Here is a 20,149-nt window from a genome sequence, read left to right on the forward strand (position 1 = left end):
CGGCGGGATAGTGCTTCATCCCCACAGGGACTCCGTTCTCCTGGACCATCAAGATCCAAGTCTCTCCGGTGTCCAAAATCCGGGGTCAGGGCCCGACAGGCTGCCGGGGTGGTGACTTGGTGTGGCGGGCGGATGTCAGCGGACGGTTCGGTCCGGGGCCGCCTCGGCGGGGAATGAGTCGGCCGGGCGGGGAGTGGTCTGTCCGAGGATGGTGGTGGGCAGCCACTGGATCGTGACGGGGTTCCTCGGGAAGGCGGTGCGCAGTTGTTCCTGCAGTGTCCCGGTGTCGGGTTTGTCTTCTACGGTGAGGGTGACGGTGAGGGCGGTTCCGGTCTGGGAGACGGTGAGGAGGTGCTGGCCGGGGTGGGTCTCGGTCCAGGCGGCGATGGTTGTCCGGGCTGTCTTCTCGGTTTCTTTCGGGCTGTCGGCCACGGCGTTGGGGGTGGTGCGGTGTGTCCAGGCGAGGCTGACGGGCGGGTGGGCGGTGAAGTGGGTGGCGATGGCCGCTTCGAGGTCGCGGGCCTGGTGCGGGGGGCGGTCGCCGGAGGTGGAGACGAGGGTGGCGTCGTTGTAGGCGAGGCCGTCGAGGGCGAGGGACTGCTCGGCGAGCCAGTGTTCGACGACCGGCTGGGCCTGCTCGATGGTCAGGGCCGGGCGGGCGGGGGTTCGGGAGGTTCCGTCGGTGGAGGGGGTCCAGCGCAGGTCCACGGTGGTGGCGTGGCCGAGGGTCTTGCCGAGGTCTTCCGTGAGGGCCTGCAGGGGCGGCGCCGCCTTACCGGTGATGCCGACCTGGACCTTGGAGCCGACCAGGGTCACGCGGTTGAGGTCGTCGTCCGGGCCGAGCCATCGGGTGATCGACTGGGTGGCGAGTTGCAGGGTGTGGGCCTGATCGGCGGAGTGGATGAACCGAGCGGTCAGCACCGTCGCGACGGCCAGTGTCGGGACGGTGATCAGGGCCAGGGTCAGCACGAGCCTGGCCGGGTTGGCCCGCAGCCGGGCGGCGGGCATGAAGCCGGTAAGGACGAACACGACGGCGGCGGCCAGGACGATCCCGAAGAGGTTCGCGGCGAAGAGCAGTACCGCGCCGCGGGCCAGTTCGGGCTGCCCGCGACCCATCAGAACACCGGCGGAGGACAGCGGCGGGACGAGGGCCACGGCCACCGCCACACCCGGCAGTGCCCCGGAGACCTCCTTGCGAACCGTGGCGTACGCCCCGGCCGCCAGGGCGACCAGCAGGTCACGGACATCCGGGCTGGAGCGGGCCAGCGCCTCGGCGGGCATCGTCGACCCGGCCGAGGGCATCAGGACCGTCATGGCCCACGCGGTGGCCATCGATTCGACCGTCGAGAGACCGACGACGGCCAGTCCGCCCATCAGGCGCGCGCCCCAGCCCATGACCAGGGAAGCGGCCACGCCCATGATCGGGGCCATCAGAGGTGCCATCATCATGGCGCCGATGACCACCGCCGTGGAGTCCTGCAACAATCCCACCGTCGCCACCACGACGGACAGGCACAGCAGCACGATGAAGCGCCGGAGCGCCTCCGCCGAGGGCCGCACCATCAGCGCGTCCAGCACGCTCCGCCGCTCCGCCGCGGACAGCCTCGGCCGCAGGCGGTGTTCGCGGTGCTCCCCGCCGGCCCGGCGAGCACCACCGGCAGCTGCGGCGGTGGCGTCAGGGGCGGTATCGGCCCCCCGGGGCTACGCTCTCGTCGCTCACGCGGGCGGTGTCGGTCATCCACTTCACCTCTCGCGTCGGGTGCGTCAGGCCCCGGCTCTGCACCAGAACCGCGCATGCCGCCGTGTCAGCCGGCACTGGGCCGGGAACTGTCGGCGTACCCGGCCGCAGGCAACAATGCGACAGTGTGGCCTGCCGGTCGCGCCCGGCGGGGAGGCCGCTTTCGGTCGACGGCCTGTCCGGTGAGAAGAACTGGCAGGCCAAGCCCCTACAGCAGCTCGGTCCGGAAGGTATCCGAGGAGCGTTTTCCCACCTGATCGGGTGAGGGCCTCCCAAGCCGTGCACATATCTCACGGCGTAGGAGCCCATGTCCCTGACCACTCCACCTGGTACGGCGCGAGGAAGAGCTGATCACCTTCGATCATGTTTCCCCAGCGCCCTGCTGGAGGCCGACTGCACCGGGATTCGTCTGCGGCAGCGACCCGATGGCGCTGGGCGTGATCCGGGCGGCCCGCGAGCGGGGTCTGCGCGTCCCGGAGGACGTCTCGGTCGTCGGCTTCGACGACTCCCCCGCTGATCGCGTTCACCGACCCGCCGCTGACGACCGTACGGCAGCCGGTACGGGCGACGGCGGCAGGTCGGTGTGCGCTGCTGGAGGCGGTCGGCGGCACCGCCGTCCAGCGCGGCGAGTACGTCTCCCAGCTGGAGCTCATCGTCCGTAGCTCTGCCGCCCAGGAGCCCCCGGCAACACCCAGGGTCTCACGCAGGTGCCCGGTCCCAGCGCCTGGGATTTCCCCGCCAAGTGCGGTTTCCTGGTGCCCATGCTTCCCTCGGCTCAGCACACCCCGCTCACGCGCAGGGCCAGGTACGGTCGCCTCGCCCTGCGCGCGGCGGCGGCCGGGCTGGTGGCCGCCGGAATACTGGTGGTCAGCCTGCTCGGGGTCATCCGCGTCACCGTCCTGGAGTACGACTGGTACGACTCGGTACTGGAACGGCAGCGCGCCTACCACCGCGTCTACGACGAGGTGCTGGTGGACCCGCGACTCGCGGACATCCGGGGAGACCTGCTGGCCCGGCTCCCGGTCCCGCCCAACCAGATCTCCTCCAACCTCCGCCTGGCCCTCCCACCCGCCACCCTGCGCGGTATGACCGACACCCAAGTACGGGGAATCGTCGCCTATTTGAGGGGTGACGAGGAGGAGCTTCACTTCCTCATCGACCTCAAACCGGTCGCCAACAACCTCATCGGCCTCGCCGAGGTCTTCGCCGGGGACCTCATCGGTGACGTACCGACGGTCACCGCGGCCAACGCCCCCGCGCTGGTCGCCGGAGTGCAGCAGGCCCTCGACGACCTCGCCCAGGGGCGCAGCCCCGAAGGGCTCCCCACGCTCAAGGTCCCCCCGGACGCGATACCGGCCGTGGCCGACGCGATCCTCAAGCTGCTGCCCGCCGGCACGGACGCCGCCCGAGCGGAGCTGCGCCCGGCCGTGATGGCCGCGCTGGAAACCGGTGATGCGGTCCAACTGATCGGCCTGCTGGTACCTGACGCCTTCGGCGACGCGGTGGAGGGGGCGCGCGCCGGGCTGGCCGCCCAGAGCCAGGACCGGCCCTTCGACCTGCTGATCGACATCAGGGCCCAGGACACCACCGTCCATCTCGGCCCGCTGCCGCAGATCCGGACCCTGACGGCCCTGAGCGTCAACGGCACCCTGACGCTCGCCGTGGTGGCCGTCCTGTCGGGGATGCTGCTGCTGTGGCTGACCTCCTCCGCCCACCGCCTCGGCCGACTGCGCGCCCCGGGCTCGGCACTGGCCGCCGGCGGGCTGATCTCCATCGCCGGCTGCCTCCTCGTCCGGGCGGCCCTGCCCGAGCCGTTCCCCGCCGGGGAAGGAAACTGGGCACCCTCATTCCGCGCCCTCACCGCGGACCTCCAGGCCGAAGCCGTCGGGGACTTCTCCCGCCTGTGGCTACTGGCGGCGGCGGTGCCGCTGCTCGCGGGGGTCCTGCTGGTCACGGCCGCAGTCACGGCCAGGGCCAGGGCCCAGTCCGTACCCCGGGACGCGGCACGGGCGGAGCCCGCCCCGCTCTCACGTGCCCGTATGCACAACGCGGTGGCGGCGGTGTCCGTGGCGGCCGCCCTGGGACTGTCCGCCTTCCTGCCGGTCCCGACCGGCGGCCCCCCGGACCAGGACCAGCGCTGCAACGGATCCATCGAGCTCTGCGACCGCGGTTACGACCGGATCGCCTACCTCACCGCCCACAACGCCATGTCCTCGACCTCCGCCCACTTCATAGGCCCCCTCCAGGACCCGAACATCACCACACAGCTCGACCTCGGCGTCAGGGCTCTGATGCTGGACACCTACACCTGGGAGAGTGGGACCGAGATCGCCGCACGTCTCACAGCGGACGACGAGGGCGGTGCCGGCCGGCGGCGGATGCTGGAGTCGCTCATCGACCGGTACGCGCCCGCCCGCCCCGGCCTGTGGCTGTGCCACTCCCTCTGCCGGGCCGGGGCCGTCCCCCTGGTCGACACCCTCCGCGCGATCGGCGCGTGGATGCGCGCCAACCCGGACGAAGTGGTCACCTTCATCGTCCAGGACGCCATCACCGGCGAGCAGACGGTGGCCGCACTGGAAGAAGCTGGACTCGGCCCGCTCCTCGCCACCCCACCAAAGGACCCGGACGGCCCCTGGCCGACCTTGCGCGAGATGATCGCCGAGGACCGTCGGCTGATGGTCTTCGCCGAGCGCGCCGACGGCCCCGACCCGCGCTATCGGAACTTCTACCGCTACGCCATGGAGACCCCGTACTCGTACTCCGGCCCCCAGCTCATGAACTGCGTGGAGCACCGGGGCGGAACCGGCAAGCGGCTCTTCCTGATGAACAACTTCGTCACCGACTCCGGCGGCAGCCGGCCCGCCGCCGCCCGCGTCAACACCTCCTCCTTCATCCTGGACCGGGCCCGCCGCTGCCGTGCGGAGCGAGGCCGGCCGGTGAACTTCATCGCCGTGGACTACGTGACGATCGGCGACGCCCTGAACGCGGTCGACGCTCTCAACGCCGCACGCGGCGATGACCCGGAGGAGGAGAAGGCGGCGGCAGAGCAGGCACCCGAGACCACCGCCACAGCCACCGCGCCGTACGTGAGGTACTGGGCTCCCGGTAGCGGATCCGGTGGCCGGCAGGGGAGTTGGCCCTCCGTGGTACGGCGATGACGGGCTCACCGCCGAGCAACCGATGCTCGCCGAGGACCCACCGGCCGAGGCCGTGATCCGGAGCCGGATCGGCGCGAAGCGCGGATCCCGCGCCGTACGGCTTGGGGAATCTGACGATGCGGCTCCCCAGGCGCGAATGGGATGGCCGCCTCGACTGCGTGTATCCGCGCCATCCCCAAAGCAGGTGGGGCAGGCTCCCCACCGAGGTCACCCCGCCATCGTGGTGCGACGGGTGTCGTGGCAGGCGGCCCTGCCCGGTGAGGATGCCGGGCAGGCCGGCCTGGTTGGGCCCGCGGCCTGCCCGGCACACCTCGCCACTGCGGTGGCCGGGCTGATCGAGGCGATCGTCACGGCGGTCCGGGCAGGTGATGACGCCCGCATACGCGCCCTGCTGGCCGAGCTCGCACCGCGGGCCGACGTGGCGGCCCTGCTGTGGATGCCGCAACGCCTCTACGATGTACCGCCGCCGCCCTGACCCCCCTCAGTCCGATGCAGACACCGCCATCCGAGCCGTCGGGGCCATCCGCGTGCTGGGCGACCGTCGACTGCCGAGCCACTCCCTGTGAACGGGGCGACGCAGACCACGGTGTTAAATACGACCGCCACGACATCGTGGCGCGCCTTGAACCGCCGGAGGGGCGCGTCGGCCAGGATGGAGGTCCTTCCGGGCCGGTATCCGAGGGCGGAGGAACGGAGGACCCGTATTGATCACCACGGAACTCCAACGGCGCGAAGGCACAAACCTGGTCGGCGTGTGCGGGGAGCTCGACGCCGCCGCCGCGCCGGTTCTCCAGCAGGCCCTGTGGATCAGGTCACGGTGCAGGACCCCGACGTGATGATCGGCCTGCACGGTGTCACGTTCATGAATTCCACCGGCCGGCTGCTGCTTTTGGACCTGCACCGGCAGGCCGAGTGCCTGCGCCTGCGGATTCTCGTCGTCGGCTGGCAGTCCCAGCCCCAGTACCTGATGGCACACATCGCCGGGATGCCGGGGCGAGGCTCATCCGTGAGTGAGCGTTTCGCTCTGGCCGGACTTCGCCGCCTGATCGCGGCACGGGCCCAACGCGAGATCCTCTCGGGCTTTGAGGACGCCCGTACCCGGCTCTAGCGGGTGAGGCGGGGCCGGCGGGGAGAACCGGCCGCCGACGTGGGGCTTTCGCCACGAACGGATGCCGCGGTTGGTCGCGGCGTGTGGCGCAACAGGCGGGTCGGTGCCCGGCGGCTGCCCGCGCCCCATCAAGCGTGATCGAGATCGTCGACGAGGTCCAGGAGTCGCAGAGGCTGTTTCTGCCAGTTGCAGGCGAAGAACGCGATGCCGCGGCCGTGGACGAGGGCGGCGAGGTCGAGGAGGCGGTGCAGGCCGGTGACGTCGATGAACGTCAGGTGGCGCATGTCGCAGGCCACGACGGTGACCTGGTGGTCCAGGGCGATCCATACCCGTACGAAGGCCGGTCCGGTGTCCAGGTCCAGCTCTCCTGCCGGGGTGAGGTGCAAGGTCGGACCGTAGCGGCGGATCTTGACGTCGAAGACGCTCCGCATGCCGCTCACCTCGCCACCTCGGGCGGATTGATTGTTACCGGATCGGGCGGGCCGGGGATGGTGGTCCGTCTCGATGGTCACTCCTGCCCGAATCCGGCCGCAAGCCGACAGACCTCACAGCCGCCCGTGCGCCGCTCCCCGGGGATTTGGCGGTCGGCCGGCGTGTGGGCGGGGACGCGACAGGACCCGGCCAGGTGGCTACAGGCCCGGCAGGGTCCTGCGTGGGTGGAGCGTGACGATGTGGTCAGCGCTCGTCGTCGCGCATCTCGTCCTCGTCGCGCTCGTGGGTCGCGCGGGTCGTCTCGTCCTGGCGGCGCCGCTTGAGCTCCTCGGGACTCATCTCCCGGGCGCCCTCCTGGCCCGCGCCGGGGTGGACCGGGTCCTGCCCCTCGCGGCGCATGCGCTCCTACTCCTCGCGGCCCTTGCCCGGCTCCTGGCGCTTGTCCTGCATACCGCCCATGACTGCGACTCCTCTGCGATGCGTGGCTGAAGGATTCCTCCCCACCACGCTGACACACAAAGTGACATCAAATATCATTTGCGTCACCGGTGTAGTGGGTGGGTGATGCCGGGGCGCGGGCGGCGGCGTCAGCGCGCGGCCGGCCCGTCCACCACCGACGATGTGCCCGTACCCGTGTACGCCACCCGCCACCACCTTCAGGAGCCCCAGCATGCTGGAACGCACACTGCGCAAGGACCGCACCGAGGTCACCTTCATCCTTCCCGCCGACACCCCGCCGGGCCCGGTCAGCGTGGTCGGCGACTTCAACGGCTGGCAGCCCGGCATCCACACCCTCACGCCGCGCAAGGACGGCAAGCGCGCCGTCACCGTCGAACTGCCCGGCAAGAGCAGCCACTCGTTCCGCTACCTGGCCGCCGGGGACTACTGGTTCAACGACGACAGTGCCGGCGACCAGGACGGCCCCAACAGCCGCCTGCACACCTGATCCAGCCATCCCGTGCGGCCTGTGTCGGCGTACACGTGAACGTAGGTCGTACGCCGACGCCTGGCCATGGGCCGGGTCGCCGTGCTGCGGCCCCGCCTGGTCTCACGGGCGGAACGCCGGGAGGCGGCTGGAGTGTGGTGCCGGACGGGAGAGTGTGCGCCGCTCGGTGGTCGCTCAACCGGACAGGGCCGGAGGCCGTCGCGGGCCCGACCTGGGATTGAGCGGCACCGTGGCGAAGCACGAGGCCGGCTCGATGTCGACGAAGGCGACAGTCTCGGCTCCCGCCAAGGCCGTGCAACGGAAGGTGACCAAAGGGCCGGCTCGCGTACGCCTGAGCGACTCAGCCCCCGACAGTGACACATCGCGGTGCCCGCCACGGTTCCGATCCCGGGGCGGGAGAGTAGGCATGATCACCGGGGTACCGCAGCCGCGCCGACTGCGAAGAAGCCTCTACGGCGGCATCGACACCATGCGGGAACCCGCCGCATACTGGCTGTGAGGCCATCGGCGGCAGCCGCCGACAGCCCGGGAGGTGGCGCCGTGGACTGGTGGGTCTGGATCGTCATCGCTCTCGCGCTGCTGGCCGTGCTGGCAGGCTCGTTTCTCGCGGTCCAGGCGAGACGCCGCGGCGGCGGGGTCATCGTGGCGGGCAAACGCCCGCGCGGCGGTAAGGGCGCGGGCTCATGAGCGGCTACATACGGGCGAGTGAGATCGCCAAACTGCCCGTCGTAACCCTCGGCGGGGATGACGTCGCGCAGGTCAGGGACATCGTCTTCGACGCCGCGGGCGGCAGTGTCCGCTGCTTCACGCTGAGCGGGCGGGGGCTGCTCGCCGGCCCCCTCAAGCGCGACCTGCTGTGGAGCCGTGTCCATGCGCTCGGCCCGGACGCCGTCATGATCCGTGACGAGAACGCGCTCGCCGAGGACGACCAGGCGGCCAAGGACGCCAAGTCCTCCGGAGGAGATGTCCTCGGCGCCCGGATCATGACCGAGGGCGGCACCGACCTCGGCCGGATCGTCGACGTGATCATCGCGATGGGACGCAAGCCCGTCGTGGCCGGATACGAAGTCGAATCCTCTGCGCAAGGGCATCACCGGGTCCTGCTGCCGGTCATCAGGCCCGTCGCGGTCTCCGGCGAGATGGTCGTCGTCCCGGACACCGTCGCAGAATTCACCGCCGGAGACCTGTCCGGCTTCCCCGAAGCCTCACACGGCCTGAAGGTCCGACTCGAGCAGGAGAGCTGATGCTGTCCAGCCAGGCCACCGGCCGCCCCGTCATCTCGCTGGTCTCCGCCGAGACCCTCGCCACCGTGACCGGATACGCCATCGCCCCCGCTCCCGCCCGCATCGCGGCCCTGACACTCAAGTCCCACGGCGCCGGAAACCTGGTGACCTGGAACCACATCCATGCCTTCGGCCCCGACGCGGTCACCGTCCGCTCCCCGGACAAGCTCCAGGACGGCAAGGAAGCCCCCCAGCTCCTGGCCGGCCACCTCCAAGACCCCATCGGCAAACGGATCCTGACCGAGGCCGGACAGGACCTCGGCACACTCCAGGACATCGACTTCGACGAGACCACCGGCCACATCCACCGGCTCATCACCGCCGACCGGGAGATCCCGGGCGACCACCTCCTCGGCTCCGGCGACTACGCTGTCGTCGTCGCCGCACCCTAGGTGATGGGGTCAGCTCGGCATCGGCGAGCGGAGCAATCCCCACGGACGGCTGCCACGGCGCGCGATGCGGTGAGCCCTTCAGCAGGCCCTCGGCCTTCACGTACGGTGCGGCGGCGAGGGAGTCCAACTCCGTCTTCACACACTGATGTTGGATTCCCTCGCCCATGCGGGCAGCCGATGCCGCGCAGTCGATCGGTCAGGCGTGCAGGGTTCCGTCGAGGACGGTGACCGCGTGCCCGGTGAGATGGACGCGGTCACCGTTCATCCTGACCAGCCCGGTGCGCGCGGATACCTGTAGGCCGGTAAGCCCGTCGCGGCCGATCCGCGTCGCCCAGTAGGGGGCCAGTGCAGTGTGGGCGCTGCCGGTTACCGGATCCTCGGAGATGCCCTCGGCGGGTGAGAAGAAGCGGGAGACGAAATCGTACTCCAGGCCGGCACCGGGCGCCGGGGCGGTGATGATGACGCCGCGCAGATCCTCGCGGCGGGTCACGTCGGCCATCGCGTCGAGGTCGGGGGTCACGGCCCGGACGGTGGCCTCGTCGGGCAGGACGGTCAACAGATCGCGGAGCGCACCGGTGCGGAAGGTGGCCTCCGGTTTTACTCCCAGGGCCTCCGGCAGGCCTTCCGGTACTGGCACTGCGGTGCCGGGTGCGGCCGGGAAGTCGAGGGTGATGCTGCCGTCCTCCTGCGTGTGCGCGGCGAGGATGCCGCTGAACCGGCTGCGGAAGCGCAGTGCGCCGACAGCCCCTCGCTCCCGGCGCAGTGTGTGCGCCGTGGCCAATGTGGCATGGCCGCACAGGTTGATCTCGACGAGCGGGGTGAACCAGCGGATCTCCCAGTCGGCGCCGTCACCGACGGGGAGCTGCCGCGCGAAGGCGGTCTCCGAGTGGTTCAGTTCGGCAGCTACCCGCTGCATCCAGGCATCTTCGGGCCAGGCTTCGGCGTCGAGCAAGCATACGCCCGCAGGGTTGCCGGCGAAGGGACGGTCAGTGAAGGCGTCTACGACGTGGATACGCATTCGGCGAATGTATCGACGCCAATCACAGCTAAGAGGATGTCTCACGTGGCAAGTTTCGCGAGTCTCTTGTAGCAGGTCAGGGCTGCGGCGAGGCCGAGGAAGGCGAGGAAGTGGCTGCCTTTTCGTTCGTACCGGACGGTGAGGCGGCGGTAGCCGAAGAGCCAGGAGATCGACCGCTCGATCTTCCAGCGGTGCCGGCCGAGCCGTTCGCCGGACTCGATACCGGGACGGGCGATCCGCGCGATGAGGTTCCGGCTGCGGAGCCAGCGGAGGTGCTCCGCGGAGTAGTACGCCTTGTCCGCGCGGACCTTCACCGGCTTCCTACGACGTGGTCCGCGCCGGCAACGGACGGCGGGGATGCCGAGAATCAACGGCTTGAACGCCTGGCTGTCGTGCACGTTGACGCCGGACACCGCGACGGCCAGCGGCAGGCCCTGTGCATCGGACAGCACGTGCAGTTTGCTGCCCTTCTTGCCGCGATCGACCGGATTCGGCCCGGTCAGCGAGCCCCCCTTTTCGCCCGCACCGACGCGGCATCGACGATCGCGGACGACCAGTCCAGCTCACCCCTGGCGCCAAGCTCGTCCAACACCGCCCGGTGCAGCCTGCCCCACAGCCCGGCCTCGGTCCACGCGGTGAACCGACGGTGAGCCGTGGCCGGCGAGACACCGAACGACTCCGGCAGAAACCGCCACGCGCACCCGCTCGTCAACACGTACACCACGGCCGTGAACGCCGCCCGCTCGTCCACCGGAGCAGTCCCCCCGCCCTGCGGACGGGACGTGAACCTCGGCAACAACGGAGCCGTCAGCTCCCATAGTTCGTCCGGCACAAGCCGACGCGACAGATCAGCACCCACAGTCCAGCATCATGCCGCATCAGCCAACAGCCACGTGAGACACCCTCTAATACTGCAATCACACTTGAGTGTGGTTGAGTTGGTGTATGGCTGAGCTCGGGGTGGGGTTGGTTGGGCAGTGGGACGGGGTGTTGGCGGGGTTGCACGCCAGGTTCGCGTCGCGTTTCGTGAGGTCGGAGCCGCGGGGTCGGGCGCTTGCGTATATGCGGGGGTTGATCGCTCCGTTGGAGCGTAAGAACGGTTGGACGCTGGCGGAGCGGGCCGGCGATCGGCTGCCGATCGGAATGCAACGGCTGCTGGGCGAGGCGGAGTGGGACGCGGACGCGGTTCGTGACGACGTGCGGGACTTCGTCGTCGAGACGATCGGCGACAAGAACGGCGTCCTGATCGGGGATGACACCGGCTTCCTGAAGAAGGGCGTGCGCTCGGCCGGTGTCCAGCGGCAATATTCCGGCACGGCCGGGCGTACGGAAAACAGCCAGGTCGGTACCTTCCTGGCCTATGCCTCGGCGAAGGGGCGGGCTCTGATCGACCGGGAACTGTATCTCCCCGCCTCGTGGACGGAGGATCGCCAGAGGTGCCGGGACGCCGGCGTCCCGGACGAGGTGCCGTTCGCGACGAAGACAGAGCATTTCAAGGCGATGCTCTTGCGTGCGGTGGAGGCGGGTGTGCCGTTCGCGTGGGTCACCGCGGACGAGGCCTACGGGCAGTCGAAGTCGCTGCGTTGGTGGATGGAACAGCGGGCCATCAGCCATGTGATGTGTGTGAAGACCAGCGACACCGTCATCACCCGCGGCATGGGTGAACGCCGTGTCGACGACCTCGTCGCCGGTCTGCCGCCGCAGGCGTGGAAGCGTCTGTCCGCCGGGAAGGGATCTCACGGCGAGCGCATGTACCAGTGGGCGCGGATCCCCATCCGGATCTGGTGGGAGAACGGCCACGGCCACTGGGTCCTGGCCCGCAGGAGCCTGAAAGACCCGTCCGACCTCGCCTACTACGTCTGCTACGGGCCCGTCGCGACCCGCCTGAAAGACCTGGTCAGGGTGGCGGGCGCCCGCTGGGCCGTCGAGGAATGCTTCCAGACCGCGAAGGGCGACTGCGGCCTGGACCACTACCAGGTCCGTCTCTACCACGCGTGGTACCGGCACATCACCCTCGCCATGGCCGCACTCGCGGCCCTGACCGCCGTCCGTGCCCACGAACTCTCAAAAGGGGAAACAGCGGTGGCCTGATACCGCTGTCCATAGCGGAGATACGCCGCCTCATCGGCCACCTCCTCCACCCACACCACCTCACCATCCACCACCATCTGCACTGGTCACACTGGCGAAGAATCAGCCAGACACGCGCCCGCCACAGCCACTACAAACAACGCGGACACACCCCATAACTGTGATTGCAGTACTAAGCGAAGTCCAATTCGAGAGAAGTGGACTTCTTATCCGTCCGGAGCCCCACCCGCACCTCAATCTGTGACGTGAAGACCGGCCACAGGTGGATGAGTTGGGACGAAATGACCTCCGCGCTCGCCTGAGATCACTGGCCCCTTGAAGTCGATGATCCAGAGGCCACACCGGGGGAACCTGCTCGCCCACGCGACCTCCGCCCGGTGGCGAGTCCCCTCGCGGAGAGCACTCCGGATCCTCGGTGGCAGGCACGCCGGCCCCGGCGCCAGGGGATTGGCGCCGGGGCCGGAGCATGCAGTCACAGCGGCGTTAGGGTTTCCGGGACAGGCCATACGGCAGGCTGCACCCTTGGGGGCGAATCGGTATGGGACACGGAGCGCGGAAGCAGCTGGCGGAGCTGCTCGACGTCGTACAGCGGCGTGGGGACTTCAGCACCCGGATCGAGATGTCGGCCCGCGCGCTGCGCATCGAGGTTGACGGGGTGGGGGCGCTGCCGCTGCCGCTGCGTGCCCCGGTGACCAGGAAACTGATCGCGCAGGCCCGGCAGGCGTCCTTCGGCCGTGGCGAGCAGACCTTGTCCGACACCAGCGTCCGCGACACCTGGGAGATCACCCCGGACCGCATCACGCTCGGCGGCACTGACTGGGACCGCACCCTGGGCGGCGTCCTCGACGGTGTCCGCACCGCGCTCGGTCTGCCGCCCGCCATCGTCCTACGGGCTGAGCCGCACGCACTGCTTGTCTACGGCAAGGGCCAGTTCTTCCTGCCGCACCAGGACTCCGAAAAGGACGACTCCATGGTGGGCACCCTGGTCGTCTCGCTGCCCTCGCACCACACGGGCGGCGAACTCGTCGTCTCGCACGCCGGCCGCAGCGTCGTCCACCAGGCGTCGAGGGAGAAGCTGACCTTCGCGGCCTTCTACGCGGACTGCCTGCACGAGGTCAAGCCCGTCAAGTCCGGCTACCGTGTCACCCTCACCATGAACCTCCTCGCCGAACGCATCCGCCCGGCCGGCGAGGACGACGGGGACCCGGTCGCCGACCTGGCCCACTGCTTGACCGAACACTTCACCGAACCGGCCGAAGAGCGCTACGCCTACGGCCGCCAGAAGGCCGCGCCCCCGAACCGCCTCGTGTACCTCCTCGACCACGAGTACACCCAGCGCGGCCTGGACTGGGACCGCCTCAAGGGCGCCGACACCACCCGCACCGCCCTGCTCCGCCAGGCCGCCGCAGAGGCGGACTGCGAAGCGGTCCTCGCATTGGCCGAGGTGAAGGAGACCTGGGACGCGCATCCGCCGTACGACCGCTACTGCGGCGAGGTTGAGCACTACGACGACTGCGAGGACGAGGAGTGCGAGGGTGAGTGCCTCCTGGACCCCGACGGGGAACCTGGCGCCGAGCGCCGCCGCAGCGGCGACTTCGCCAACTACGAGCTGAACGACCTGATCGACGACGAGATCACGCTGAGCTGGTGGACCCGCCCGGACGGCACCGGCGGCGAGCAGATCAACCTGCCCGTCGCGTACGCCGAGGTGTGCGCCACCACCGAGAACAAGGACCTGACGCCCTACCAGTCCGAGTACGAGGGCTACATGGGCAACTACGGCAACACCCTCGACCGCTGGTACCAGCGGGCCGCCGTGGTCCTGTGGCCCCGGCAGCGCTCGTTCACGGCCCGGGCCGAGGCCGGCTCCGAGGGCGCGCTGCACGAACTTCAGGGCCACCTGGATGCCGGGAACCTCGACCGGGCGCGCACGCTCGCCCGGTCGCTCGCCCCGTTCTGGAAGCACCACGATTCGGGCGAGGCGGCCGTAGCGCTATTCGCCGCGGCCCTACCCGTCGCGGTGGGACTGCGGGAAGCGGACACTGCCACGATGCTCCTCGCGCCTTTCGGGGTGGAGACCCTGGGCGAGCGGCACGCCCCGGGTCTCGCGGCAGCGGGCGCATGGTACGGACGGACGTGGGCCCGCAGGGCCGTCAGCAGCTGGTTCGGCACGGTTGGCGCGTACACCGGGGCCGACCGCGCGGCGTGGCTCGAATCGCTGCCCAGCCTGTGCACCGCGCTGCGGGCCGCCGACGGCGATGGGGACGCGATCGCCTCGCCGCTGACCGAGGGCGCCTGGCAAGCAGTCGAGCAGCAGCTCACCAGCTGGCTCGGCGTAGGCCGCGAGACGGAGCGCCGCACAGGCATGGAGCGGCTCGGCGCATCACTGGCCCGCGTTCTGCAGGCGGCAGGGCCCGAGGCCGCCGCCACCATCGCCGCCACGCTGCGCGGCCAGCCGGACACCGCCCTCGAATGCCTGCTCCCCGCCCTGCGCACCGCGGCCCGCCAGCCGACGACCATACGCGACGGCGCACCCGCCGCCCGTGCCTTCCAGTCCCTCGCCGACCACTGCGAGGACCGGCTCACCGCGGCCCTCGCCCGCCCCCTGCGCGCGGCCGACGACTGGTCCCTTACCCCGGCTGGGACATGTCGGACTGGCTGCGGGCTGTGCCCCGACTTGGACGCCTTCCTCACCTCCCGTACCCGCCACGTCATAGAGTGGCCGCTCGCGAAGGACGGACGCCGCCACCTCCACAGCCGCATCGACCAGGCCGGCCTGCCCGTCTCTCATACCACCCGGCGCCAGGGACGCCCCTACGTCCTGGTCCTGGCCAAGACGGACGCCGTCTTCACTCGCGAACAGGCGACCCGCACCCGCGCCGAGACCGAACTGGCGTGGCTGCGGTACAACTGGACCCGGTCGCGCGGCTGAGAGGTGCGGGCAGCGCGCGGAGCCTCTTCCTGAGTCAAATCGAGCGGTTGTGGCGTATCTGCGTCCTTGGGTGCGGATGATGTTGGGTGTGGATGACTGGGTCGGGTGGGATGATCCCGCCGAGCTACGGGTTCGGCTGGATATGGCGCTGGAGGAAATCGCCGGGCTGAGCGAGGAGAACAGACGCCTTCGTGCTCTCCTCGGCCCGCTGGCGGACTCCGTGCCGGCCCACGACGCCGATTCCGAGGACGGCCCAACCGGCCGCGCACCCGCCCCGGACGGGTTGCCGCCGCAGATGCTCTCGTCATCGGGACTGCCGTACGCCGATGGGTCATCGGGCGGACAAGAGAAGCTGGCGCTGTTCCGGTCGCTGTTCGTCGGCCGGTCCGATGTGTTCGCCCGGCCCTGGACCAACAGCAAGGGACGCTCGGGGTGGAGCCCGGCAACCGAGAAACCGCCGTGGGAACTGCGCGAGGGCGAGGAGCGGGCCCTCCTCGCGCTGTCGGACCAGGCACTGTTCGACCATCTGACGATGCCTGAGCCGGGCATGGACAAGAAGTTCGAGAAGCTCCACGCAGGCCTGTACCCGCTGCTGCCGGATGACACCTGCCAGCTCCTCGCATGCGACTTCGACAAGGGAGACTGGCGCGGGGACGCAGCCGCGTACTACGAAGCCTGCCAGGCCGCCGGCGTTCCGGCCTCGATCGAGGTGTCCCGCTCAGGGCAGGGTGCGCACGTGTGGACGTTCTTCAGCGCGCCGGTGGCGGCCGTGCTGGCCCGCGACCTCGGCGCCGCGTTGCTCCGGGACGCCATCAGCTCCCGCAAACAGATGTCGCTGGCCAGCTTCAACCGGTTCTTCCCCGCTCAAGACCTACTGCCGACGAAGGCCAAGGGGGACGCCAGCTTCGGGAACCTGATCGCGCTCCCGCTGAACGGTCTTCGACGCCAGCGCGGCACCACGCTCTTCCTCGACCCGGCGACATGGAAGCCCTACGCGGACCAGTTCGCCTACCTCTCCCAGATCCGGCGTCTTACCCCCGCAGAGGTCGAGGCCCTGGTTGAGGATCTCGGCCCGGTGGAGATCGGCCCGGGCCCCACCACCGCTGCCATGCCGCCCAAACCGCGACGCGGAGCCCTGGGCAAGGCACCCCAGACCGTCGAAGCCAGGCTCGGGGCCATGCTGTCAGTGGCGACGGCAGGTCTGCCCGCACCGCTCCTCGCGGCGCTCAAGCACCTAGCCAGCCTTCACAACCCGGCCTTCTACAAGAAGCAGGCCCTGCGCTACTCGACGTTCGGCACACCCCGGTTCGTGACCTGCTTCGACGCGACCGACCCGATGTGGCTGCGGCTGCCCAGGGGACTGCGCGATGAAACGGCGGCGCTGGTCGCCTCCGCCCACGGGACACTCCAGGTCACCGATGAACTACCCACCCACGAGCCGATCTCCGCCACGTTCACAGGAGTGCTGACACCCGTTCAAAACGAGGCACTCGCCGCACTGCGGGACCACCCGACCGGAGTGCTGGTCGCCCCACCCGGCACCGGCAAAACGGTCCTGGCCTGCGCGATGCTCGCCGAAGTCGGACAGCCTGCCGCAATCATCGTGAACAAGGCCGAACTGCTCGCCCAGTGGCGCCAGCGCCTGGACACCTTCCTCGAGCTCGGCGACGGGCAAGCCGTCGGGTCACTGGGTGGCGGCAAGGACCGCCGCGGTGGTGTCGTAGACCTGTTCATGCTGCAGAGCCTGTCCCATCGCGACGCCCCCGCCGGACTCCTGGACGCCTACGGACTGGTCATCGTCGACGAATGCCACACCATCGGCGCACCGTCGGCAGCCGCGGCGGTCAACGATGTACCGGTGCGGCTGTGGCGAGGGCTGTCGGCGACGCCCTACCGGGCGGACCAGATGGACGCGGTCATCACCATGCAGTGCGGCCCGATCCGCCACGAGATCCCCGACCAGACCACCTTCGCCAAACACCTGATCGTGCACCGGACCGACTTCACCACTAACGAAGTCGGCAACGACGGTGTCTCCTTCCAGGCCCTGTACGGAGAACTCGCCACCGACCCGGACCGCAACGCCCTGATCGCCGCCGATATCGCCGACGCCGTACGGCGCGGGCGCCACAGCCTCGCTTTGAGCAACCGCATCGAACATCTCCATCGTCTCGACGAAGCCCTCCGCGCCCTCGGCATCACCCCGATGCTGCTGCACGGCGGCCTCCCGCCGACGGAGCGCAGCGCGGTCCGCACCACGCTGGACACCGCCGACGGCACACCGCTCGTCCTCCTGGCCATCGACAAAGTGGCCGGCGAGGGATTTGACGCCCCTCGGCTCGACGCCCTCTTCCTCGTCAGCCCGTTCAAGTTCAAGGGCAAGAGCATCCAGCAGGTCGGCCGGGTCATGCGTGAACTGGAGACAGGGAAGGCGGACGTGGAGGTCCACGACTACGTTGACTCTGAGGTCTCCCGGCTGGAGAGCATGCACCACTACCGGCGGCGTGTTCTGGAACGCAAGGGCTTCACCCTCAGGACCGCACCCTCGGACAGGCCGCCCCGGTTCAGGCCGGGCCAGCGGGGCGGCCAAGCACCTCGGAAGTCCGCGCCTGGGCCCGGGACCAAGGCCACAACGTCTCCGACCGAGGCCGACTGCGCGCCGAGCTCTGGACAGCCTGGCATTCCGCGCAACCTCAGTCTCCGCCGTGATAGGGAGGGGAGGGCGCCGTCCGATGCGCTGCCGCGGCGGACCCGCAACCAGGGCGGCGTCGACGAACGCTTCAGGGAAGGGACGACGCCGGGTAGCAGCAAGCGAAGCGAACCGGGACACGGCGCAGCACCCCACGAAGAGGGTCCATCCGTCTACGAGCTGGGCCGCCAACAGCCCACTCCGGGTGCAGCGCCCCGCGCCCCCAAGTTTCGGGAACGAGGTCGGCTGTGCTGCCCCGGCTACTGCCAGAACACCTCGTCGATCACGATCTGCGGATCGGGGGAACGAGGGGTGAAGTGGTAGCGCAGCCACCCCCGCCCACGGCCGAAGTACAGAACGTGCATCCCGCCGGGCCGGGTGGACTGCACCGGTTCGACGCTCATGCTCGACGGAAGATCAAGGTCGCTGTCGATCCCCCGGAAGTACGGGTCCTTCGCGGTGACGAGTTCGGCACGTGCGGCCAGGAGCGCCTCGCGGCCAGCCGCGGGGAGAGCATCCCGAGTCTCTTCGGCTTCCTTCGACCAGTCGGCCTGCCATGGCGGACCCATGAATTCGCCGCTCACTGCCCGGGTTCCGCCTTGGCTGCCGCGCGCCTAAGCCGTCCGGCCTCTTCGATCATCTCTTTGGCACGGGCGTAGTCCGGCTCCTTGCCGGCCGCGTCCTCAAGAGCGTGCACCTCGGCCTCAAGCCGGGAGTCGCGTGCCAGCGCGTACTCGCCCCACCAACGGGCCAAGAAGGCAGGAACCGGCGCCAGGTCGTAGGCATCAGCGATATCGCGCCGCCAATGCCGGTCAAAATCGACGAGAAGCTTCGGCGCGTGCTCCGCGATCGCGATACGCAGGGCTCTGGGAGTTCGCTCCGGCATGGGAGGGATCCCCGACTGCCGTGGTCCGTCATGGACCGGCTGTGCACTCATATCGTCCTCCTCGCTGGGTGCCGCCAGCCTATCCACCTGGGGCAGCGCAGCGGATCGACCAAATTCTGATCGTTCGGAGTGCCATAGCTCGAAACTACTACGCTGCCACCATATACGCGCCCCACGGTGCTCCGGGCAAGCGATCGGGCCAGGCACGAGGTCACGCAGACGCTGGCGCGGTTTTCCCCTGGAGGAACCCGCAGGCACCCCAGGCGAGCAGCGGCAGGCCAGGGTCCGGGTCCGGGTCCCGGCCTGGAACATGAACACTACTGCTGCACCGTCCAGCGGCGTTGATCGCTCGCTGGGATGGATCAGTTGAGCAGGATGCGGTGGCGGAGGAGGAAGCCGGCTTGGCCGTATGTCTGGAGCTTGATCGCTTTCGCCTTGGTGTTGACGCCTTCGGTTCCGCCGTTGTGGAACGGGAGGGTGAGGCCGTTCGCCCACAGGGACGCGGACTTCGCCACGGCTCCCAGCCCGACGATGTCGAACCGTCCGGGTGCGAGGGTGCGATGGTCTGGGTGCACACCTTCGAAGCGGCCCCGGCCTCGCACTCCGCGGAGGGGGCGTACGTGAGCAGTCGCGGTCCGCAGGCTGCGGGGGGGTGTCTCTATGTCTTTCGTCAAGGACATGGTGCCGGGTATGCGGCTGTTTGGGATGGTCATGCGGCGAGGGTGACGGCGGGGACTCTGGACTCGTGGAAGGTGCCGTCTCGGAGCATGGCGAACAGGACGCTGACGCGTTGGCGGGCAAGGCGGAGGAGGGCTTGGGTATGGGTTTTGCCGCGGGCTCGTTGCCGGTCGTAGTAGGTGCGGGAGGCCGGGTCAGCGTTCATGCAGGCGAAGGCGGAGAGGAACATGGCCCGTTTGAGCTGCCGGTTTCCGCCTCTGGGTGCATGTTCGCCGTGGATCGAGGTCCCCGACGACTTCGTGGTCGGAGCGAGGCCGGCGTAGGAGGCGAGGTGGGCGGCGCTGGGAAAGCCGGTGCCGTCGCCGACGGTGACCAGCAGGACGGCGGCGGTCCTGACCCCGACTCCCGGCATCGAGGTCAGGACCGGGTAAAGAGGGTGAGCCTCCAGCAGGGTGCTGATCTGGGCTTCCAGGGCCCGGCGCTGTTCCTGGACGGCCGCGAGCGAGCGGGCCAGGGAGAGCACGACGGTGTCGAGGGTGCCGGTCCCCGGCACGACGACGGTCTGCTCGTCGAGCGCGTCGAAGACGTCGTCGATCAGCCGCGCGGCCATCCGCGGCGCCTTCGGGCGGATGAGTTCGACGAGCCTGCGGCAGCCGGCCTTTCGCAGTGCGCCCGGGGAACCGTGACTCGCAGGAAGCCGTAGGGGCCCTGACCCCGGATTTTGGACACCGGAGAGACTTGGATCTTGATGGTCCAGGAGAACGGAGTCCCTGTGGGGATGAAGCACTATCCCGCCGA

The 20,149-nt window shown here is 69.7% G+C and carries 19 protein-coding genes and 1 pseudogene; 11 read left to right on the forward strand and 9 right to left on the reverse strand.

Going from position 1 to position 20,149, the window contains the following annotated elements:
• Nucleotides 1-135: 135 nt before the first annotated feature.
• Complete coding sequence (locus tag ACZ6S8_RS38830) at nucleotides 136-1,578, reverse strand: DUF389 domain-containing protein (protein ID WP_469463040.1); 1,443 nt, start codon at nucleotides 1,576-1,578, stop codon at nucleotides 136-138.
• 536 nt (nucleotides 1,579-2,114) lie between these two features.
• Here ACZ6S8_RS38830 and ACZ6S8_RS38835 point away from each other — a divergent pair.
• The 4 genes and pseudogenes from ACZ6S8_RS38835 to ACZ6S8_RS38850 form a co-directional block, all read left to right on the forward strand.
• Nucleotides 2,115-2,410, forward strand: a pseudogene (locus tag ACZ6S8_RS38835) (substrate-binding domain-containing protein); the annotation flags it as partial.
• An 89-nt stretch (nucleotides 2,411-2,499) separates the two neighbouring features.
• Nucleotides 2,500-4,896, forward strand: a complete 2,397-nt coding sequence (locus tag ACZ6S8_RS38840) for a hypothetical protein (RefSeq protein WP_469463042.1) — start codon at nucleotides 2,500-2,502, stop codon at nucleotides 4,894-4,896.
• A 232-nt stretch (nucleotides 4,897-5,128) separates the two neighbouring features.
• Nucleotides 5,129-5,371 carry a hypothetical protein gene (locus ACZ6S8_RS38845; RefSeq protein ID WP_469463043.1) on the forward strand — a complete coding sequence of 81 codons (243 nt, stop codon included), beginning with the start codon at nucleotides 5,129-5,131 and terminating at the stop codon, nucleotides 5,369-5,371.
• A gap of 327 nt (nucleotides 5,372-5,698) precedes the next feature.
• On the forward strand, nucleotides 5,699-6,004 hold the full coding sequence (locus ACZ6S8_RS38850) for a hypothetical protein (RefSeq protein ID WP_469463044.1): 306 nt from the start codon (nucleotides 5,699-5,701) through the stop codon (nucleotides 6,002-6,004).
• A gap of 128 nt (nucleotides 6,005-6,132) precedes the next feature.
• Here the strand turns inward: ACZ6S8_RS38850 and ACZ6S8_RS38855 are convergent, their stop codons facing one another.
• Both ACZ6S8_RS38855 and ACZ6S8_RS38860 read right to left on the reverse strand, forming a co-directional pair.
• Nucleotides 6,133-6,435: an STAS domain-containing protein gene (locus tag ACZ6S8_RS38855; RefSeq protein WP_469463064.1), complete on the reverse strand. Its 303-nt coding sequence runs from the start codon at nucleotides 6,433-6,435 to the stop codon at nucleotides 6,133-6,135.
• A gap of 244 nt (nucleotides 6,436-6,679) precedes the next feature.
• Nucleotides 6,680-6,835: a hypothetical protein gene (locus ACZ6S8_RS38860; protein ID WP_469463045.1), complete on the reverse strand. Its 156-nt coding sequence runs from the start codon at nucleotides 6,833-6,835 to the stop codon at nucleotides 6,680-6,682.
• A gap of 271 nt (nucleotides 6,836-7,106) precedes the next feature.
• Here ACZ6S8_RS38860 and ACZ6S8_RS38865 point away from each other — a divergent pair, with 271 nt between their 5' ends.
• From ACZ6S8_RS38865 to ACZ6S8_RS38880, 4 genes are all read left to right on the forward strand, one after another.
• Complete coding sequence (locus tag ACZ6S8_RS38865; RefSeq protein WP_267839131.1) at nucleotides 7,107-7,382, forward strand: isoamylase early set domain-containing protein; 276 nt, start codon at nucleotides 7,107-7,109, stop codon at nucleotides 7,380-7,382.
• Between the two features lie 540 nt (nucleotides 7,383-7,922).
• Nucleotides 7,923-8,069 carry a hypothetical protein gene (locus ACZ6S8_RS38870; RefSeq protein ID WP_469463048.1) on the forward strand — a complete coding sequence of 49 codons (147 nt, stop codon included), beginning with the start codon at nucleotides 7,923-7,925 and terminating at the stop codon, nucleotides 8,067-8,069.
• Nucleotides 8,066-8,626, forward strand: a complete 561-nt coding sequence (locus tag ACZ6S8_RS38875) for a PRC-barrel domain-containing protein (protein WP_469463049.1) — start codon at nucleotides 8,066-8,068, stop codon at nucleotides 8,624-8,626. Before ACZ6S8_RS38870 ends, ACZ6S8_RS38875 begins: the two co-directional genes overlap by 4 nt.
• Nucleotides 8,626-9,057, forward strand: coding sequence for a PRC-barrel domain-containing protein (locus ACZ6S8_RS38880; protein WP_469463051.1), 432 nt, complete (start codon nucleotides 8,626-8,628; stop codon nucleotides 9,055-9,057). Before ACZ6S8_RS38875 ends, ACZ6S8_RS38880 begins: the two co-directional genes overlap by 1 nt.
• Nucleotides 9,058-9,253: 196 nt before the next feature.
• On the opposite strand, the gene ACZ6S8_RS38885 is transcribed toward ACZ6S8_RS38880, so the two are convergent.
• Together ACZ6S8_RS38885 and ACZ6S8_RS38890 are read right to left on the reverse strand one after the other, a co-directional pair.
• Nucleotides 9,254-10,075, reverse strand: a complete 822-nt coding sequence (locus tag ACZ6S8_RS38885; RefSeq protein ID WP_469463052.1) for a PhzF family phenazine biosynthesis protein — start codon at nucleotides 10,073-10,075, stop codon at nucleotides 9,254-9,256.
• 41 nt (nucleotides 10,076-10,116) lie between these two features.
• Nucleotides 10,117-10,934 (reverse strand): IS5 family transposase gene (locus ACZ6S8_RS38890; RefSeq protein ID WP_469463054.1). Its coding sequence is split into 2 segments (ribosomal slippage): nucleotides 10,117-10,592 and nucleotides 10,592-10,934, totalling 819 coding nucleotides; the frame shifts between segments, so codons are not numbered across the junction.
• An 86-nt stretch (nucleotides 10,935-11,020) separates the two neighbouring features.
• On the opposite strand from ACZ6S8_RS38890, the gene ACZ6S8_RS38895 reads away from it, so the two are divergent.
• The 3 genes from ACZ6S8_RS38895 (at nucleotide 11,021) to ACZ6S8_RS38905 (ending at nucleotide 18,111) form a co-directional block, all read left to right on the forward strand.
• Nucleotides 11,021-12,166 carry an IS701 family transposase gene (locus ACZ6S8_RS38895; protein ID WP_469463056.1) on the forward strand — a complete coding sequence of 382 codons (1,146 nt, stop codon included), beginning with the start codon at nucleotides 11,021-11,023 and terminating at the stop codon, nucleotides 12,164-12,166.
• Between the two features lie 538 nt (nucleotides 12,167-12,704).
• Complete coding sequence (locus ACZ6S8_RS38900) at nucleotides 12,705-15,098, forward strand: 2OG-Fe(II) oxygenase (RefSeq protein ID WP_469463057.1); 2,394 nt, start codon at nucleotides 12,705-12,707, stop codon at nucleotides 15,096-15,098.
• 88 nt (nucleotides 15,099-15,186) lie between these two features.
• A complete protein-coding gene (locus tag ACZ6S8_RS38905; protein WP_469463059.1) occupies nucleotides 15,187-18,111 on the forward strand; it encodes a TOTE conflict system archaeo-eukaryotic primase domain-containing protein in 2,925 nt (974 codons plus the stop codon).
• Here ACZ6S8_RS38905 and ACZ6S8_RS38910 read toward each other — a convergent pair.
• The 4 genes from ACZ6S8_RS38910 to ACZ6S8_RS38925 all read right to left on the reverse strand — a co-directional run.
• Complete coding sequence (locus ACZ6S8_RS38910) at nucleotides 18,048-18,371, reverse strand: hypothetical protein (RefSeq protein ID WP_469463060.1); 324 nt, start codon at nucleotides 18,369-18,371, stop codon at nucleotides 18,048-18,050. The two genes, ACZ6S8_RS38905 and ACZ6S8_RS38910, sit on opposite strands and share 64 nt — an antisense overlap.
• Nucleotides 18,368-18,673 (reverse strand): hypothetical protein, encoded by a 306-nt coding sequence (locus tag ACZ6S8_RS38915; protein ID WP_398673327.1) that lies wholly within the window; start codon nucleotides 18,671-18,673, stop codon nucleotides 18,368-18,370. Before ACZ6S8_RS38915 ends, ACZ6S8_RS38910 begins: the two co-directional genes overlap by 4 nt.
• A gap of 362 nt (nucleotides 18,674-19,035) precedes the next feature.
• Nucleotides 19,036-19,248, reverse strand: a complete 213-nt coding sequence (locus ACZ6S8_RS38920) for a hypothetical protein (protein ID WP_469463061.1) — start codon at nucleotides 19,246-19,248, stop codon at nucleotides 19,036-19,038.
• Between the two features lie 134 nt (nucleotides 19,249-19,382).
• Nucleotides 19,383-20,149, reverse strand: a 767-nt coding sequence (locus ACZ6S8_RS38925; RefSeq protein ID WP_469463063.1) for a transposase, incomplete at its 5' end; no start/stop codon positions are given.

This window comes from Streptomyces sp. NPDC048461 (assembly GCF_055587105.1).